Consider the following 17,317-nt stretch of genomic DNA (forward strand, 5'->3'; position numbering starts at 1 on the left):
GTTTCCCCGCCGGGAAGGATCGGAGGAGGGAGCCGGAGTCGGCCGGGCCGCCACCGGTTCGGCGGAAAAGAGTTCGCCCCCATGCTCCACCGGTCCCACACTCGTTGGACGTGACCCCTCCCGGTGCCCCGGCGGCTTCCCTCCGTTCCCGCAACTTCACCCTCTTCTTCACCGGCCGGGCCGTCGCGAAGCTGGGCGACGCGATGCTGCCCATCGCGCTGTCGGCCGGGCTGATCCAGCACGGGCATGGGCCGGGCGCGATCGGCGCCGCACTCGCCTCGCTGACGGTGTTCCTGGCGGGCTTCGTCATCTTCGGCGGTGTCTTCTGCGACCGGTTCAACACCCGGGCGCTGATGATCGGTTCCGACCTGGTGCGGGTGGTCACCCAGGTGGGAATGTCCGCGCTGTTCCTGAGCGGACATGTGGTGCTGTGGCAGGTGTGCGCGATCGGCGCCGTGAACGGTATCTGTGCGGGCCTGTTCCAGCCGGGCGTGGCCAGCACCATCCCCCGGGTGGCCGCCGATGTGCAGGGTGCCAACGGGCTGATCCGTACCGCCGAGTCACTGGCGATGCTGCTGGGCCCCGCGCTGGCCGGTGCGCTGGTGGGTGCCTTCTCGCCCGGCGGGGTGTTCGCCGCGCACGCCGCCACCTACCTGCTCAGCGCGCTCTGTCTGGCGCTGCTCCGGCTGCCCCCGGCGGCCGAGCGGCGGCCTGCGGAGCGCCCCGGTTACCGGGCCGATCTGGTCGAGGGGTGGCGGGAGTTCCGGGCGCGCACCTGGATGTGGAGCGTCATCCTCATCTGGATGGTCTACATGGTCACCGTTTCGGGCCCGCTGGTGCCGCTGACCGCGTCCGAGATCATTCCGGCCGACGGTCCCGGCGTGTACGGCCTGGTCAACTCGGCGCTGGGCGGCGGCACCGCGCTGGGCGGGCTGCTGGCGCTGCGTTTCAGACCGGTGCTGCAACTGCGCGCCGGTTCGATCGCGCTGGTCAGCTGCTGCTTCTACCCCGCCGCTGTCGGGCTGGGCCTGCCGCCGGCCGCCATGATGGCGGCAGCAGCTTTGTGGGGCGTGGGCGGTGGCATCTGGAGCGTGATGTGGGCGACCAGCGTGCAGACCCAGGTGCCCGGCGAGATCCTGAACCGTATCCACGCCTACGAGGTGGCGGGCTCCCTCGCCATGATGCCGGCGGGCCAGGCGCTGGCGGGCCCGGCCGCCCAACTGCTCGGCGGCCGTACGGTGCTGCTCGCGGGCGGCGTCATCATGGTCGGCATCAGCGCGGCACTGCTTGCCGTTCCGGCTGTCCGCAATCTGCGTGCGGTGACAGCTCGTTCGGGTGCCCCGGCCTCCGCCGGGGAAGCCTGCGTGCCTGCGCGGGATGTCAGCGCCTAAGGCGTGTGCTGGCGAGGGGCTGCCCCTGACTGATGTTTGCAGGCTGCGGGTGTCTTCTGGCTTGTGGGGGCACCTCCCGGCCGGAGGCTGGGGGAGCAGTTCCCCGCGCCCCTTCGGGGCGCGTCTCCCCCTGGTCACGGCAGCAGGCGCAGCAATGCGTCGCGGGTGCGGGTGTGCCGGGTGGTCATGAGGCGGTGCAGGGTGCGGGAGGCCAGTGCGGTGCGCTGGGCGCTGCGGCGGCGTTCCGTGTCGTAGGCGCGCAGTGCCGCGGGCAGCCCGCCCGCCTCGCCGTGCCGGGCGAGGGCGCGGGTGAGAGCTTCGGCGTCGAGGAGCGCCGTGCAGGCTCCCTGGCCGAGGTTGGGGGTCATGGCGTGTGCCGCGTCGCCGACGAGGGCGATGTGGCCGCCCTGCACGAAGGAGGGCAGCGCCGGGTAGAGGTGGCGCATCTCGTACCGGAGCCGGTCGGCCGGGTCCGTCTCGGCGAGGATGCGGGGGATCGGGTCGTGCCAGCCGGCGAACAGTCCGGACAGTTCGTCGGCGGTAGTGGCCTCGGGCGCTACGGCGTACCAATTGGTACGGCCGGGCTCGACGGGGGTCATTCCGAAGAAGTGGCCCTGGCCCCAGGTCTCGCCGTACACGGGGCTGGTGAACTCGGCGGTGCCGATCCAGGCGACGGTGCCGATGTGCCGGGGACGGCTGCGGGTGCCGAAGAAGGCGGTGCGTACCGCGCTGTTGATGCCGTCGGCGCCGACCACCAGGTCGTACTGGCGGGCGAGCGCGGCGGGTTCGTCGACCCGCTCGCCCAGCTTGAGCGCCACGTCGCCGTAGCCGTCCAGCGCTTCGACCAGTGCGTCGATCAAATACGGCCGGAAGATGAGCAGTTCCGGACGGCCGGCCTTCTTCTCGATGCGCTCCAGCGGAAGGCGGGCCAGCTCGCTGCCGTCCGGCCTGCGGGCGTGCGCGGTGCGGTAGGGCACGCCGCGACGGTTGAGCATGGCGGCCACGCTCTCTCCGAGCCGGCCGAGCGCTGCCTGCGCAGTGGGGTGGATACCGAGTGCGGTGCCGTAGCGCTCCAGTTCGGTACGCCGTTCCAGCACTGTCACCTGCCAGCCCGCGCGCCGCAGCCCGAGCGCCGTCGCCAGTCCCCCGACCCCCGCCCCTACGACCACGGCCGCGCGTGCCGACCCACTCGGTACGGAGTTGCTGTGCATGACGTCTCCCCCTTGGCATCGGGTCGACCGGAGCAGCCGACCACCACACCTGTGGTACCACGCCTGGGGTAATCTCGCAAAGGCCACCCGTGCCAACAAGCCGCCAAGCCGCCAAGCCGCAAGGAGAGCAGCGATGAACCCCGACCGCCGCGACCGACTGCGGGACGCCGCCATCGAGGTGCTGGCCGAGGAGGGCGGGCGCGGGCTGACGCATCGGGCCGTCGACGCCGCGGCCGAGGTGCCCTCCGGTACGGCGAAGAACTACTTCCCGACCCGCGACGCGCTGCTGCGCGCAGTGGCGGAGCGGTGCGTCGAGCAGTACCGCACCATCGCCGAAGAGCTCGCCGCGGCAGGACCGCCGCCGTCCGAAAGGGCGGGGCTGGAGGCGCTGTTGAGCGGACTGCTGGAGAACGTGAAGGGCCCCGGAAGATCCCGGCTGCTCGCCTGCCTGGAGCTCCAGGCGGAGGCGGCGCGCAAGCCGTGGCTGTCCGCGGTGATCGATCCGATGGCCGCCTCGGACTTCACCACGCTCGGCGCCGCACAGCGGGCCGCTGGACTCCCCGTCACCCCGGAGCGCGCGACCGTCGTCACCCTGGTCATGCACGCCGCACTGCCGCATCTGCTGGCGAGGGGCGAGCACACGCTGGCGGCAGCCGGGCTGGATGACCCCGTCCGGTACGTCCGCACGCTGCTGGAGGTCGTCTACCCCGCCGACCAGGACTGACGCGGAGTCAATTCCCAGGTGGGGGCGGAGGCACCCGCTTCCACTTGTCCGCTATACGGGCGCGGGTTTCGTATCAACGAACAGAATCTGGCCAACCTCCGGTCAGAGACCGACGCGCCAGTGACATGCCCATGCTCATGGTGGCAGGCTCGCCTGCACGCGATGCGGGACTCGTACAGCAGCACGACCAGCGGCCGTACTTCCGCGTGGCGTACCGCACTTCAGTTCTGCCCGGACGGTTGATCTCCCATGCCGTCCGGTCCCCATGGCAGAAGGAGCCACCGACGTGAGACCCCTCACCTCCAAGCAGCGGATATCCGCCCTGGCCGCCACCGCGGCCCTGGTAGCGGCAGGCATCACCGCGGGAACCGCAGGCGCGGCCCCCGGCGGGAAGACCTCCGCGAACGGCGCGCTGCCCGCGCAGCTGACCGCGGCCCAGCACACCAAGCTGGTCAAAGCGGCGGACACCGAGGCGGCGAAGTCCGCCGACACCCGCGCACTGGGCCTCGGAGCCAAGGAGAAGCTCCACGTCAAGGACGTCATCAAGAACAAGAACGGGGCCACGCACGTCCGTTACGAGCGCACCTACGACGGGCTGCCCGTCCTCGGCGGCGACCTCGTCGTGCACAAGAACGCCAGCGGCAAGCGCACCGGCACCTCCAAGGCCACCAACACGAAGATCGCGGTGAACACCTCGGTCTCCGGCGCGCACAAGCCCACCACCGCCAAGGCCAAGGGCAGCGAGGCGCCCCGGAAGGTCGTCTGGGCCGCCGAGGGCAAGCCCGTACTCGCCTGGGAAACCGTCATCGGCGGCTTCCAGAAGTCCGGCGCACCCAACGAACTCCACGTGATCACGGACGCGAAGACCGGCAAGAAGCTCTTCGAGTTCCAGGGGATCAAGGAGGGCACCGGCAACAGCCAGTACAGCGGCAAGGTCGAGATCGGCACCTCGGGCTCGGACGGCAAGTTCACGATGACCGACGAGAAGCGGGGCGGCAACAAGACCACCAACCTCAAGAACGGCGAGAGCGGCGACGGCGAGCCGTTCACCGACGAGGACGACACCTGGGGCGACGGCTCCGCCAAGGACCCGGCGACCGCGGGCGTGGACGCGCACTACGGCGCGGGAAAGACCTGGGACTACTTCAAGGACACGCACGGCCGTGAGGGCATCAAGGGCGACGGCAAGGGAGCGGCCAGCCGCGTCCACTACGGCGACAACTACGTCAACGCCTTCTGGGACGACTCCTGCTTCTGCATGACCTACGGCGACGGCGAGGGCAACAAGAAGCCGCTCACCTCGCTGGACGTCGCGGCGCACGAGATGTCGCACGGCGTCACCTCGGCCACGGCCAACCTGGAGTACGCGGGCGAGTCGGGCGGCCTCAACGAGGCCACCTCCGACATCTTCGCCGCCGCGGTGGAGTTCCACGCCAACAGCCCGGAGGACGTGCCGGACTACCTCGTCGGCGAGAAGATCGACATCAACGGCGACGGCAGCCCGCTGCGCTACATGGACAAGCCCAGCAAGGACGGCAACTCGCTGGACTACTGGGACACCAACGCCGGCGACGTGGACGTCCACTACTCCTCCGGCATCGCCAACCACTTCTTCTTCCTGCTGTCCGTGGGCAGCGGGAAGCAGGAGGTGAACGGCGTGAAGTACGACTCGCCCACCAAGGACGGCTCGAAGCTGAAGGGCATCGGCATCAAGAAGGCCGAGCAGATCTGGTTCAAGGCGCTGACCGAGCAGATGACCTCGACGACGGACTACGCGGGCGCGCGCAACGCGACCATCAAGTCCGCCACCGACCTGTACGGCAAGGACAGCGCCGAGGTGAAGGCAGTCAAGGCCGCTTGGACCGGGGTGAACGTTACGGGTAGCTGATCGCGGTCGTTGCGGCGATCTTTTCTTCCGCCACGACCCTCGCCACCGTGGCTTGGCGCCGTCGCGGCGGGAAGTGAACCAGGGGGCTTCGCCCCCTGGCCCCCGGCTCCGACCTGACCCACGGCACACCGGCCCCGTCCCCTCTGGGGGGCGGGGCCGTTCGCGTGTGTACGGCATGGGTATTGCCGCAGCGATATGCCTGCTCAACTCCCGGGTTTTCAAAGGGATTTGATCAGGCGAGCGCCCTTGCGGTCACGGATGTATCACGTAGTGTCGGGAACGCGGCTCATATCGGAGTTACGTACTCGAAGCCCGCATCCTCCACCCGGGTGACGCGGGGAGGAGTCGTCCTACGCGCGCCCGTTATATATCCCTATGCCCATAGGTGAGCCCATGATCGGTCGCATTCCCGTGCTCGATGTCCGCCCCCTCGTGGAGTGCGGAAGCCGTCCCGCGAAAGCCGTGGTGGGTGAGAGCGTCCCGATCTCGGCAACGGTCTTCCGCGAGGGCCATGAGGCGGTCGGCGCCAACGTGGTGCTGCGCGGTCCGGCAGGGCAGACGGGTCCATGGACACCGATGCGCGAACTGGCGCCCGGCACCGACCGATGGGAAGCCCGAGTCACCCCGGATGCGGAAGGCCGCTGGAGCTACGCGGTGGAGGCGTGGAGCGACCCGGTCACCACCTGGCGGCAGCACGCGCAGATCAAGGTCCCGGCCGGGATCGACACCGAACTCGTCCTGGCCGAAGGCGCCGCGCTGCACGAGCGCGCCGCAGCACAGCTACCCCGGCGCGCGGGCCGCTCCGTGGTGCTGGAGGCCGCCGACGCACTGCGCGACACCGACAGCCCCGCAGCGGCCCGGCTCGCCGCGGCACTCACGCCCGAGGTCACCGCCGTCCTCGGCCGCCATCCGCTGCGCGAACTGGTCACCTCCTCACCGCCCCTCCCCCTCCAGGTGGAGCGCCGGCGGGCACTGTTCGGCTCCTGGTACGAGCTGTTCCCGCGCTCCGAGGGCGCGGTCGTACGGGAGGGTGAGCCGCCGGTCAGCGGTACGCTGCGGACGGCCGCCGAACGGCTCGACGCGGTGGCCGCGATGGGCTTCGACGTGGTCTATCTGCCGCCCGTCCATCCCATCGGCGACGCCTACCGCAAGGGTCCGGACAACACCCTCTCCGCCTCGGCGCACGATGTGGGCTCCCCCTGGGCGGTGGGCTCGGCGGCCGGCGGGCACGACACCGTCCACCCGGATCTGGGCACCATGGCGGACTTCGACCACTTCGTCGCACGCGCCCGCGGGCTGGGGATGGAGGTGGCCCTGGACTTCGCCCTCCAGTGCTCGCCCGACCACCCGTGGGTCAAGGAGCACCCCGAGTGGTTCCGCAAGCGCCCGGACGGCACGATCGCCTACGCCGAGAACCCGCCGAAGAAGTACCAGGACATCTATCCGCTGTGCTTCGACGACGACCCGACGGCCGCCGAGGGCATCCTGCGCGAGACGCTGCGGGTGCTGCGGCTGTGGATGGACCGCGGCGTGCGCATCTTCCGCGTCGACAATCCGCACACCAAGCCCGTGGTGTTCTGGGAGAAGGTCATCGCCGAGATCAACCGCACCGATCCCGATGTCCTCTTCCTCGCCGAGGCGTTCACCCGCCCCGCGATGCTGCACACCCTGGCGCGGACCGGCTTCCAGCAGTCGTACACCTACTTCACCTGGCGCAACACCAAGCAGGAGCTGACGGAGTATCTGACGGAACTGACGGGCGAGTCCGCGGCGTATCTGCGGCCCAACTTCTTTGTGAACACCCCGGACATCCTGCACGCCTACCTCCAGCACGGGGGCCGTCCCGCCTTCGGGATCCGCGCCGTGCTGGCGGCGACGCTCTCGCCGACGTGGGGGATGTACGCCGGGTACGAGCTGTGCGAGAACACGCCGGTGCGGCCCGGCAGCGAGGAGTATCTGTCCTCGGAGAAGTACGAGCTGCGCCCGCGCGACTGGGCCGCCGCCGACCGCGGGGGCCGCTCGATCACCCCGCTGATCACCGCGCTCAACCGGCTGCGCCGCCGCCACCCGGCGCTCCAGCAACTTCGTGACCTGCACTTCCACCGTGCGGACAACGAGAACGTCCTCGTCTACTCCAAGCACGCGACCCGGCCCCGGATCGACACCGTGCTCGTCGTTGTCAACCTCGACCCGCACCACACCCACGAGGCGACGGTGTCGTTGGACATGGCGCAATTCGCATCCGGACTGAGTGCCGCTCAGTTGAGCGGTGCCGAGTCCTTCCCGGTGCGCGACGAGCTCACCGGAGAGACCTATCACTGGGGCAGGGACAACTATGTGCGGCTCACGCCGGGAGGTGAGTCTCCCGCCGCGGCCCACATCCTCACCCTGCGACCGTCCTCACCGACCGGAGGGTCACCCACTCATGACCGTCAATGAGCCCGTCCCCGACACCTTCGGGGACACACCCGTCAAGGACCGCGACCCTGACTGGTTCAAGCGCGCCGTCTTCTACGAAGTGCTCGTCCGGTCCTTCCAGGACAGTGACGGGGACGGCATCGGCGACCTCAAAGGGCTCACGGCGAAACTGGACTATCTCCAGTGGCTGGGCGTCGACTGCCTGTGGCTGCCGCCGTTCTTCAAGTCGCCGCTGAAGGACGGTGGCTACGACGTCTCCGACTACACCTCCGTGCTCCCCGAGTTCGGCGACATCGCGGACTTCGTGGAGTTCGTGGACGCCGCCCACCAGCGCGGGATGCGCGTCATCATCGACTTCGTCATGAACCACACCAGCGACCAGCACCCGTGGTTCCAGGAGTCCAGGCGCGACCCCGAGGGGCCGTACGGCGACTACTACGTCTGGGCCGGCGACGACAAGCAGTACCAGGACGCGCGCATCATCTTCATCGACACCGAGGTGTCCAACTGGACGTTCGACCCGGTGCGCAAGCAGTATTACTGGCACCGCTTCTTCTCGCACCAGCCGGACCTCAACTACGAGAACCGGCTCGTCCAGGACGAGATGATCTCCGCGCTGCGGTTCTGGCTGGACCTGGGCATCGACGGCTTCCGGCTGGACGCCGTCCCCTACCTCTACGCGCAGGAGGGCACCAACTGCGAGAACCTGCCGCAGTCCCACGCCTTCTTGAAGCGCGTGCGCAGGATGGTGGACGAGAACTATCCGGACACCGTGCTGCTCGCCGAGGCCAACCAGTGGCCCGAGGACGTCGTCGACTACTTCGGCGATTACACCAAGGGCGGCGACGAGTGCCATATGGCGTTCCACTTCCCCGTGATGCCGCGCATCTTCATGGCCGTACGCCGCGAGTCCCGCTACCCCGTCTCGGAAATCCTGGCCAAGACGCCGCCCATCCCCTCCGGCTGCCAGTGGGGCATCTTCCTGCGCAACCACGACGAGCTGACCCTGGAGATGGTCACCGACGAGGAACGCGACTACATGTACGCGGAGTACGCCAAGGATCCGCGGATGCGCGCCAACATCGGCATCCGGCGCCGGCTTGCGCCGCTGCTGGACAACGACCGCAAACAGATCGAGCTGTTCACCGCACTGCTGCTGTCGCTGCCCGGCTCGCCGATCCTCTACTACGGCGACGAGATCGGCATGGGCGACAACATCTGGCTCGGCGACCGCGACGCCGTCCGCACGCCGATGCAGTGGACGCCCGATCGCAATGCGGGGTTCTCCTCCTGCGACCCGGGGCGGCTGTTCCTGCCGACCATCATGGACCCGGTGCACGGCTACCAGGTCACCAATGTCGAGGCGGCCATGAGCTCGCCGAGTTCGCTGCTGCACTGGACGCGACGGGTGATCGAGGTCCGCAAACAGAATCCGGCGTTCGGGCTGGGCTCCTATGAGGAGCTGTCCTCCTCGAACCCGGCGGTCCTCGCCTTCCTGCGGGAGCTCAGACTCCCCGGCGGCGGGGACGACCTGGTGATGTGCGTGCACAACTTTTCGCGGTTCCCGCAGCCGACGGAGTTGGATCTGAGGGAGTGGCAGGGGCGGGTTCCTGTGGAACTGATCGGCGGCGTGCGGTTCCCCGCCATCGGGGAGCTGCCCTATCTGCTGACGCTTGCGGGGCACGGTTTTTATTGGTTCCGGCTTCGTAAGCGTTAGCCCCCGGCTGTGCTGATGAGGGGGCCCCTTGCTCGGTCCCGCAGACTGCGGGTGAGTTGTGGCTCGGCGCGCAGTTCCCCGCGCCCCCTTCGGGGCGCGCAAGGTCCGACCGAAAGGGAGAGGACGCCATGTCGGAGCTGGGTCCGTTATTGATGGAGTGGCTCCCTCGGCAGCGCTGGTTCGCGGGGAAGGGGCGTCCGCTGGCGGGTCTGTCGCTGGTGGCGGCCACCGAAGTACTCCCGTACAGCACAGGCGGTGACGGTAATCCCGGCCTGCTCCACCTGCTGGTCCGGGTCCGACCGCCAAAGGACGGTGACTGCTATCAACTGCTGCTCGGCGTGCGCGAGGTGCTGCCGCCCGAGCTGGCTCCCGCCCTCATCGGGCGGCCGACGACGGGGCCGTTACGCGGTACGGCGGTCTACGAGGCGTTACGGGACCCGCGGCTGACCGGGCTGCTGCTGGAACGGCTCCGCACTCCTGGCACCCTCGGGCCGCTGCGCTTCGTGCGGGAGCCGGGCACCCCGCTCCCGGGACGCCCGGCACCCCGCCCCCTCGATGCCGAGCAGTCCAATTCCTCGGTGGTATACGGCGACGCGGCCATACTGAAGGTCTTCCGCCGGGTGGAGCCCGGCGTCAACCCCGAACTGGAACTGACCCTCGCCCTCGCCCGGCACGGCTGCCCGCAGGTGCCACCGCCGCTGGCATGGTTCGAGGCGAACGGCGACGGGACCGGATGCGGCGCCGGCGCCTTACGCACCCTGGGCATCCTCCAGCCCTACCTCCCCGGCACCCGCGACGGCTGGCAGCTGGCGCTGCGGACGCTCGCGGCGGGCGCCGACTTCACTCCCGCGGCCCGCGCGCTGGGCCGTACGACGGCATACGTCCACACCGGGCTGGCCGAGGCACTGCCCACCTCCACGCTGAACGGCAGGGAGCTGGAGCGGACGGCGGACCGCATGGCAGGGCGGCTGGAGACGGCAAGCGCGGCGGTGCCCGCACTGCGGCCGTACAAGGCGGCGCTGCTGGACACCTTCCGGGCGCTGGCCGCGCACGGCAGCCACAGCAGTCGCAGGCGCTCGGTGCCCACCCAGCGCATACACGGCGATCTGCACCTCGGCCAGGCGCTGGGGAGCGAGGGCGGCAGCGCACCGGATGTCCCGGACAGCTGGACCCTCATCGACTTCGAGGGTGAACCCGCCCGCCCGCTGACCGAGCGTCGCGCACCGCAGCCGGTGGAGCGGGACATCGCGGGCATGCTGCGCTCCTTCGACTACGCGGCCTGCCAAGGCCCGGCCCGGCCCGGCACCGCGTTCTCCGGTGAGTGGGCGGCGGCCAACCGGGCGGCGTACTGCGCCGGTTACGCGGAGGCATGCGGGCGCGACCCGCGCGACGACGCCGTACTGCTGCGCGCGTACGAGGCGGACAAGGCCGTCTACGAGGTGCTGTACGAGGCGCGCAACCGCCCCTCGTGGCTGGGGGTCCCGCTGTCCGCGATCCGGCGACTGGCGGCTCCGCCGTCAGCGCCAACCGCATGAACGATCCTTCGCCGCCGCCCCGTCTGGAGGAAACACGTGCCCCGAAAGCCCCCGCCCCCACCCCGCAGGGCTGCGGCCCCCGCTCCGCTGACCGGCCATGAGCGGACCCGGCTGCTGGCCGGTACGCACCACGACCCGCACGCACTGCTCGGCGCCCACCCGCTGCCCGGTGGGGTCACGATCCGTACGCTGCGGCCGTATGCGAAGGCCGTCACCGTGGTCGCCAAGGGGCTGCGGGCCGAACTGCTCGGCGAGGGGGACGGGCTGTTCGGCGGGGTGCTGCCGCTGGCGCCGGATGCCGTACCCGCGTACGAGTTCGTGATCCGGTACGGCGCGGAGCCGGGCGAGGACCAGGTCACCACGGCCGACCCGTACCGGTTCCTGCCCACGCTCGGGGAGCTGGATCTGCATCTGATCGGGGAGGGGCGGCACGAGGAGCTGTGGCGGGCGCTGGGGGCGCACCCGATGACCGTCGACGGGGTGGACGGCACCCGGTTCACCGTGTGGGCGCCCAACGCGCAGGGCGTACGGGTCGCCGGGGACTTCAACCACTGGGACCCGACCGCCGCGCCGATGCGGTCGCTGGGTTCGTCCGGTGTGTGGGAGCTGTTTCTGCCGGGCGTCGGTGAGGGGGCGCTCTACAAGTTCGACATCGCGCGGCCCGACGGCTCGCACACGCTGCGGGCCGACCCGATGGCACGGCGCACCGAGTGCCCGCCGGCCACCGCGTCGGTGGTGGAGGCTTCGGCGTACGACTGGCAGGACGCCAGGTGGCTGGCCGCGCGGACCGGCTCCGCGCCACACCGGGAGCCGTTGTCGGTGTACGAGGTGCATCTGCCCTCCTGGCGGCCGGGGCTGGGCTACCGGGAGCTGGCCGAGCAACTGCCCACGTATGTGCAGGACCTGGGCTTCACCCATGTCGAGCTGATGCCGCCGGCCGAGCACCCGTTCGGCGGCTCGTGGGGCTACCAGGTGACGGGGTTCTATGCGCCGACGGCCCGGCTGGGCACCCCCGACGACTTCCGGTATCTGGTCGACGCGCTGCACCGGGCCGGTATCGGTGTGCTGATGGACTGGGTGCCGGCGCACTTCCCCAAGGACGAGTGGGCCCTGGCCGCGTTCGACGGGACACCGCTGTACGAGCACCCCGATCCGGCGCGGGCCGAGCATCCGGACTGGGGGACGCTGGAGTTCGACCTGGGGCGGCGCGAGGTACGCAACTTCCTGGTGGCGAACGCCGTGTACTGGTGCGAGGAGTTCCACATCGACGGGCTGCGGGTGGACGCGGTCGCCTCGATGCTCTACCTGGACTACTCGCGCGGCGAGGGGCAGTGGACGCCCAATGTGTACGGGGGCCGGGAGAACCTGGAAGCGGTGGCCTTCCTCCAGGAGATGAACGCCACGGTCCACCGGCGCTGCCCCGGGGTGATCACGGTGGCCGAGGAGTCCACCGCGTGGCCGGGGGTGACCCGCGCGACCCACCACATCGGCGAGGGCGGCTTCGGCGGACTCGGCTTCGGCTTCCAATGGAACATGGGCTGGATGCACGATTCGCTGGAGTACATGTCCAGGGAGCCGGTGCACCGCAAGTACCACCACAGCGAGATGACGTTCTCGATGGTGTATGCCTACGCGGAGAACTATGTCCTGCCGATCTCGCACGACGAGGTGGTGCACGGCAAGCGATCGCTGGTGGGGAAGATGCCGGGCGACTGGTGGCAGCAGCGCGCCAACCACCGCGCCTATCTGGCCTTCATGTGGGCCCACCCCGGCAAGCAGCTCCTCTTCATGGGACAGGAGTTCGCCCAGGGCGCCGAATGGTCCGAGGGCCACGGTCCCGACTGGTGGCTGCTGGACCCCTCGTACCCCGCCGAGCCGGACCACCGCGGGGTGCGGGACCTGGTGCGCGCGCTGAACACGGAGTACCTGGCGACGCCTGCCCTGTGGGAGCTGGACACCGAGCCCGCGGGGTTCGCATGGGTGCTGGCCGACGCCGCGGAGGACAACGTCCTCGCCTTCCTGCGGTTCGCCGCCGACGGGAGCCCGCTGCTGTCGGTCAGCAACTTCTCCCCCGTCGTCCGCGAGGGCTACCGCCTGGGCGTCCCGGACCGGTGGGAGGGCTGGCGCGAGGTCCTCAACACCGATGCGGCGTGCTACGGCGGCAGCGGTGTCGGCAATGCGGATCCGCTGCCCGGGGAGGGGCACGCCGCCCATGCGCTGCCCGCCTCGGTCACACCGGTGCTGCCTCCGCTCGCCACGGTGTGGCTCCGGCCTGACGCCGAGCGCCGTGGCTGAGGGGTGCCGTGGCTGAGGGGGTGCCGTGTTCCTCCCCCAGCACGAACGAAGGGGGCCGCCGCCAGCGGCGGCGGCCCCCTTTCGAGCCCAGGTCAGACCTTGGCGGCCGGCTGGGGCGGGACCTCGGTCATGGCGTTCTCGGGGACGGGGTCGTGGGCCGGGGCCGGCCCGTACTCGGTGGACAGCGTCTGCTCGTCGAACGGGAGATCGCCGCTGAGGACTTCGCGGACCCGCCCCTTGTCGATCTCCTTGGTCCAGGTGCCGATCAGCACCGTGGCCACCGCGTTGCCGGCGAAGTTGGTCAGGGCGCGGGCCTCGCTCATGAAGCGGTCGATGCCGACGATCAGGCCGACGCCGTCCACCAGCTCCGGGCGGTGGGACTGGAGGCCGCCGGCGAGCGTGGCCATTCCGGCGCCGGTGACTCCGGCAGCGCCCTTGGAGGCGACGAGCATGAAGAGGAGCAGCGAGATCTGCTGGCCGATGCTGAGCGGGTTGCCCATGGCCTCGGCGACGAAGATCGAGGCCATCGTCAGGTAGATCATCGTGCCGTCGAGGTTGAAGGAGTAACCGGTCGGCACGGTGATGCCGACGACGGGCCTGCTGATGCCCAGGTGCTCCATCTTCGCGATCAGCCGCGGCAGTGCCGACTCGGACGAGGAGGTGGAGAGGATCAGCAGGAACTCCCGGCCGAGGTACTTCAGCAATTTGAAGAGGTTGATTCCGGTGAACACCCGCAGGATCAGCCCGAGCACCACGAAGACGAACAGGAAACAGGTGGTGTAGAAGCCGATCATGATGATGGCGAGCGACTTCAGCGCGTCCACGCCGGTCTCGCCGACCACGGCCGCCATCGCGCCGAAGGCACCGACCGGCGCTGCCCACATCACCATCGCGAGCACCCGGAAGACCAGCTTCTGGATGTGCCCGATACCGCGCAGCACCGGCTCCCCGGCCTTGCCCATGGCCTGCAGCGCGAAGCCGACCAGCAGGGCGATCAGCAGTGTCTGGAGCACCTGTTCCTGGGTGAAGGCGGAGACCATGGTGGTGGGGATGATGCCGAGCAGGAATTCGGTGGTGCTCTTGCTCTCCCCGGCCTGGGAGGCGCCCGCCTCCCGTGCGGCGTCGGTCAGGTGCAGTCCCTGACCCGGGTCCAGGATGTTGCCGACGACCAGCCCGATCGCCAGCGCGACCAGCGACATCGCCAGGAAGTAGCCGAGCGCCAGCCCGCCGACGGCGCCGACCTTGGCGGCTTTGCGCACCGAGCCGATGCCCAGCACGATCGTGCAGAAGATGATCGGGGAGATCATCATCTTGATCAGGTTGACGAATCCCTCGCCGAGCGGCTTGAGCTCGACGGCCACTCCCGGCGCCGTCAGTCCCAGGATCACCCCCAGCACCACCGCGCCGATCACTGCGATGTAGAGGTAGTGGGTACGGTCCCGCTTCGCCCGTGGTGCGTCCGGCGCAGCGCCCGCTGCGGCCTGCTGCGGTGTCTTCTTCGACACGTCGTCGGCTCCTCGTCCATGGGTCACTTCACGATGTCTCCGCGGCAACGCCCTGGTGGACGCTCGATTGCGAATCCGGATCGTGCTGAGTCCCGGCGACTATGCAACACGGTGCGACGTGGGTCACCCTTACGTGCATTACGTGCACGAAACAAGCCACGGCAGACTGAGAGAATGCGCGTCCCCCACCCCCGCTCACCTGTGCGGTCCCGCCCGCGCAGCCTGGCGGGCCAGCTTTTCGCCATGCAGGTGGTGCTGGTTGCCGTGGTGGTCGCCGGGTGCGCGCTGTTCGCGTACGTTTCCGGAAAGTCACAGGCCAGGGACGCGGCAACACACCGTGCCCGGGCCACCACGCAGGCGGTGGCTGATTCTCCGTCCGTGCGGGAGGCCATCCGCTCCGACGACCCCAGCAAGCGGCTCCAGCCGTACGCGGAGCGGGTGCGCCGCGACACCGGCGTCACCTTTGTGACGATCATGGACACGGACGGCAGGCGGTGGACACACCCCGATCCCGACAAGATCGGCAAGCGGTTCGTCGGCCACATCGGGCCGGCGCTGAAGGGCCGCACCTTCGACGAGACCTACACCGGCACGCTGGGGCCCTCGGTGCGCGTGGTGACGCCCGTACGGGAGGCGGGCAACGGCGGGCCGGACGGGCGGGGCCGGATCATCGGCCTGGTCAGCGCGGGTATCGACGTCGACGCCATCGGCCGGCAGGTCAGCGGCCAACTCACCGCGATACTGGCCGTCGCGGGCGGGGCGCTGGCCCTGGGCGCCGTCGGTACGTACGTGATCAACGCGCGGCTCCGCCGCCATACGCACGGTATGAACGCAGCCGAGCTCAGCAGCCTGTACGAGTACCACCAGGCGACGCTGCACGCGGTCCGCGAGGGACTGCTGCTGCTCGACGGGCAGGGCCGGGTCTCGCTGGTCAACGACGGTGCGCGACTGCTGCTCGGGCGGGACGGGAAGGAGCCGCTGGTGGGTCGCCGCGTCGCCGACCTCGGTCTGCCGCCGGACCTGACCGAGGCGCTGTCGGGCACCGAGTCGCGGGTGGACGAGGTGCATCTGACCGGCGAGCGGGTCGTCGTCGTCAACACCGCGCCCGTGGACGACGGGGAGGAGCAGCACGGCATGGTGGTGACCCTGCGCGACCACACCGAACTGCGCGCCCTGGCAGGAGAACTCGACTCGGTACGCGGCTTCGCCGAGGCGCTGCGGTCCCAGGCCCACGAAGCCGCGAACCGGCTGCACACCGTCGTCTCCCTCATCGAACTGGGCCGGGTGGCGGAAGCCGTGCGGTTCGCGACGGAAGAGCTGGAGCTGGCCCAGGCACTCACCGACCAGGTGGTGAGCGCCGTACGGGAGCCGGTGCTCGCAGCGCTGCTGCTGGGGAAAGCCGCCCAGGCGAAGGAACGCGGCGTCGAGCTGACCCTCAGCCCCGACTCGGCCGTCGATGACATGGCCGGGCTGCCGGGCCGGGACCTGGTGACAGTGCTGGGCAACCTGATCGACAACGCGGTCGAAGCCGTCTCCCCCGCCGGGCAGGTCACCGTCACCGTTCGGCGCACCTACGCGCCCGCCCCCGGCCAACTCGTCCTCCGCGTGACGGACAACGGCCCCGGCCTCCCACCCGGCGCCGGTGCCCGCCTCTTCGAGCGGAACTGGACCACGAAGCCGGGCCAGGGACACGGCATCGGCCTCGCCCTCGTACGGCAGACCGCCGACCGGCACGGTGGCGAGGTCGAAGCCCGCGATCTCCCCGGCGGAGGCGCCGAGTTCGAGGTACGGCTGCCGCTGCACCAGGAGGCACGCTCCGGGGAGGTGCTGCGATGACGCTTCGCGTCCTCGTCGTCGAAGACGACCCCGTGGCGGCCGATGCGCACGCCCTCTACGTCAGCCGGGTACCGGGCTTCGAGGTGGCGGCGACGGCACACTCCCGCGCGGAGGCGCTCCGCGTCCTGGAGGACGAGGCGGCGGGGACGGCGGGCGGCGTCGATCTGATTCTGCTCGACCTCTATCTGCCCGACGGCAACGGCCTGGACCTGCTGCGCTCCCTGCGCGCCGCGGGCCATACGGAGGACGTGTTCGCGGTGACCTCGGCGCGGGATCTGACGATGATCCGCGAGGGCGTCTCGCTCGGCGTCGTCCAGCATGTGCTGAAGCCGTTCACGTTCCGTACGCTCAGCGACCGGCTGCTGCGGTACGCGGACTTCCGGGCCACGGCCGAGGCCCACGACGAGGCGGTGAGCCAGGACGAGGTGGACCGGACCCTGTCGGTGCTGCGGGCCGCGCCCTCCGCCTCGACGCTGCCGAAGGGGCTGAGCGGGCCGACGCTCGCCCGGGTGACAGCTCAGCTGCGGGACGCGGCCGGCGCCGGGCTGACCGCGAGCGAGGCGGCCTCGGCACTCGGCGTGAACCGGATCACCGCACGCCGCTATCTCGAACACCTCGTCACCGTCGGACGTGCGGACCGCCGGCAGCGCTACGGGCAGGTGGGCCGCCCCGAGCACCACTACGTGTGGCGGTCGTAGCCGAGCGTTGTGGTTGTGGGTTCCGCCTTTTCCGGCGGCAATATCGGCGGGCTCAGCCGCAATGTCCAACTGGTCGCCCTGTCATGGATATTGACCCCG

Annotated in this window: 11 protein-coding genes; 9 read left to right on the forward strand and 2 right to left on the reverse strand. The window is 70.2% G+C overall.

Features of this window, described 5'->3' with window-relative positions; genetic code table 11:
* The first annotated feature begins 110 nt into the window (after positions 1 to 110).
* Positions 111 to 1,391: an MFS transporter gene (locus tag ACTWP9_RS06740; RefSeq protein ID WP_443245052.1), complete on the forward strand. Its 1,281-nt coding sequence runs from the start codon at positions 111 to 113 to the stop codon at positions 1,389 to 1,391.
* A 134-nt stretch (positions 1,392 to 1,525) separates the two neighbouring features.
* Here ACTWP9_RS06740 and ACTWP9_RS06745 read toward each other — a convergent pair whose 3' ends face one another.
* On the reverse strand, positions 1,526 to 2,602 hold the full coding sequence (locus ACTWP9_RS06745) for an FAD-dependent oxidoreductase (protein WP_443245053.1): 1,077 nt from the start codon (positions 2,600 to 2,602) through the stop codon (positions 1,526 to 1,528).
* A 133-nt stretch (positions 2,603 to 2,735) separates the two neighbouring features.
* On the opposite strand from ACTWP9_RS06745, the gene ACTWP9_RS06750 reads away from it, so the two are divergent.
* The 6 genes from ACTWP9_RS06750 to glgB all read left to right on the forward strand — a co-directional run bounded on the left by ACTWP9_RS06750 (position 2,736) and on the right by glgB (position 13,179).
* Positions 2,736 to 3,326 (forward strand): TetR/AcrR family transcriptional regulator, encoded by a 591-nt coding sequence (locus ACTWP9_RS06750; RefSeq protein ID WP_443245054.1) that lies wholly within the window; start codon positions 2,736 to 2,738, stop codon positions 3,324 to 3,326.
* A 286-nt stretch (positions 3,327 to 3,612) separates the two neighbouring features.
* Positions 3,613 to 5,214, forward strand: coding sequence for a M4 family metallopeptidase (locus ACTWP9_RS06755; RefSeq protein WP_443245055.1), 1,602 nt, complete (start codon positions 3,613 to 3,615; stop codon positions 5,212 to 5,214).
* Positions 5,215 to 5,607: 393 nt separating this feature from the next.
* Complete coding sequence (locus ACTWP9_RS06760) at positions 5,608 to 7,653, forward strand: maltotransferase domain-containing protein (RefSeq protein ID WP_443245056.1); 2,046 nt, start codon at positions 5,608 to 5,610, stop codon at positions 7,651 to 7,653.
* Positions 7,640 to 9,349 carry a maltose alpha-D-glucosyltransferase gene (gene treS / locus ACTWP9_RS06765; RefSeq protein ID WP_443245057.1) on the forward strand — a complete coding sequence of 570 codons (1,710 nt, stop codon included), beginning with the start codon at positions 7,640 to 7,642 and terminating at the stop codon, positions 9,347 to 9,349. The genes ACTWP9_RS06760 and treS overlap by 14 nt, the downstream gene beginning before the upstream one ends.
* Positions 9,350 to 9,477: 128 nt before the next feature.
* Positions 9,478 to 10,884, forward strand: coding sequence for a maltokinase N-terminal cap-like domain-containing protein (locus tag ACTWP9_RS06770; RefSeq protein WP_443245058.1), 1,407 nt, complete (start codon positions 9,478 to 9,480; stop codon positions 10,882 to 10,884).
* 36 nt (positions 10,885 to 10,920) lie between these two features.
* On the forward strand, positions 10,921 to 13,179 hold the full coding sequence (gene glgB / locus ACTWP9_RS06775) for a 1,4-alpha-glucan branching enzyme (protein ID WP_443245059.1): 2,259 nt from the start codon (positions 10,921 to 10,923) through the stop codon (positions 13,177 to 13,179).
* A 92-nt stretch (positions 13,180 to 13,271) separates the two neighbouring features.
* Here the strand turns inward: glgB and ACTWP9_RS06780 are convergent, their stop codons facing one another.
* Complete coding sequence (locus ACTWP9_RS06780; protein ID WP_443245060.1) at positions 13,272 to 14,684, reverse strand: cation:dicarboxylate symporter family transporter; 1,413 nt, start codon at positions 14,682 to 14,684, stop codon at positions 13,272 to 13,274.
* Positions 14,685 to 14,858: 174 nt separating this feature from the next.
* Here ACTWP9_RS06780 and ACTWP9_RS06785 point away from each other — a divergent pair, with 174 nt between their 5' ends.
* Together ACTWP9_RS06785 and ACTWP9_RS06790 are read left to right on the forward strand one after the other, a co-directional pair.
* Complete coding sequence (locus tag ACTWP9_RS06785; RefSeq protein WP_443245061.1) at positions 14,859 to 16,520, forward strand: ATP-binding protein; 1,662 nt, start codon at positions 14,859 to 14,861, stop codon at positions 16,518 to 16,520.
* Positions 16,517 to 17,218, forward strand: coding sequence for a response regulator (locus ACTWP9_RS06790; RefSeq protein WP_443245062.1), 702 nt, complete (start codon positions 16,517 to 16,519; stop codon positions 17,216 to 17,218). Before ACTWP9_RS06785 ends, ACTWP9_RS06790 begins: the two co-directional genes overlap by 4 nt.
* Positions 17,219 to 17,317 lie beyond the last annotated feature (99 nt).

Origin of the sequence: Streptomyces sp. 3N207 (assembly GCF_052246355.1) — a bacterium.
GTDB lineage: Bacteria > Actinomycetota > Actinomycetes > Streptomycetales > Streptomycetaceae > Streptomyces.

What these genes read in the sequence shown, in the direction of transcription:
- ACTWP9_RS06770 (WP_443245058.1), top strand. Translation starts at nt 9,478, where the DNA reads ATGTCGGAGCTGGGTCCGTTATTGATGGAGTGGCTCCCTCGGCAGCGC.
- ACTWP9_RS06750 (WP_443245054.1), top strand. Translation starts at nt 2,736, where the DNA reads ATGAACCCCGACCGCCGCGACCGACTGCGGGACGCCGCCATCGAGGTG.
- treS (WP_443245057.1), top strand. Translation starts at nt 7,640, where the DNA reads ATGACCGTCAATGAGCCCGTCCCCGACACCTTCGGGGACACACCCGTC.
- ACTWP9_RS06785 (WP_443245061.1), top strand. Translation starts at nt 14,859, where the DNA reads ATGCGCGTCCCCCACCCCCGCTCACCTGTGCGGTCCCGCCCGCGCAGC.
- ACTWP9_RS06745 (WP_443245053.1), bottom strand. Translation starts at nt 2,602, where the DNA reads ATGCACAGCAACTCCGTACCGAGTGGGTCGGCACGCGCGGCCGTGGTC.
- ACTWP9_RS06760 (WP_443245056.1), top strand. Translation starts at nt 5,608, where the DNA reads ATGATCGGTCGCATTCCCGTGCTCGATGTCCGCCCCCTCGTGGAGTGC.
- ACTWP9_RS06790 (WP_443245062.1), top strand. Translation starts at nt 16,517, where the DNA reads ATGACGCTTCGCGTCCTCGTCGTCGAAGACGACCCCGTGGCGGCCGAT.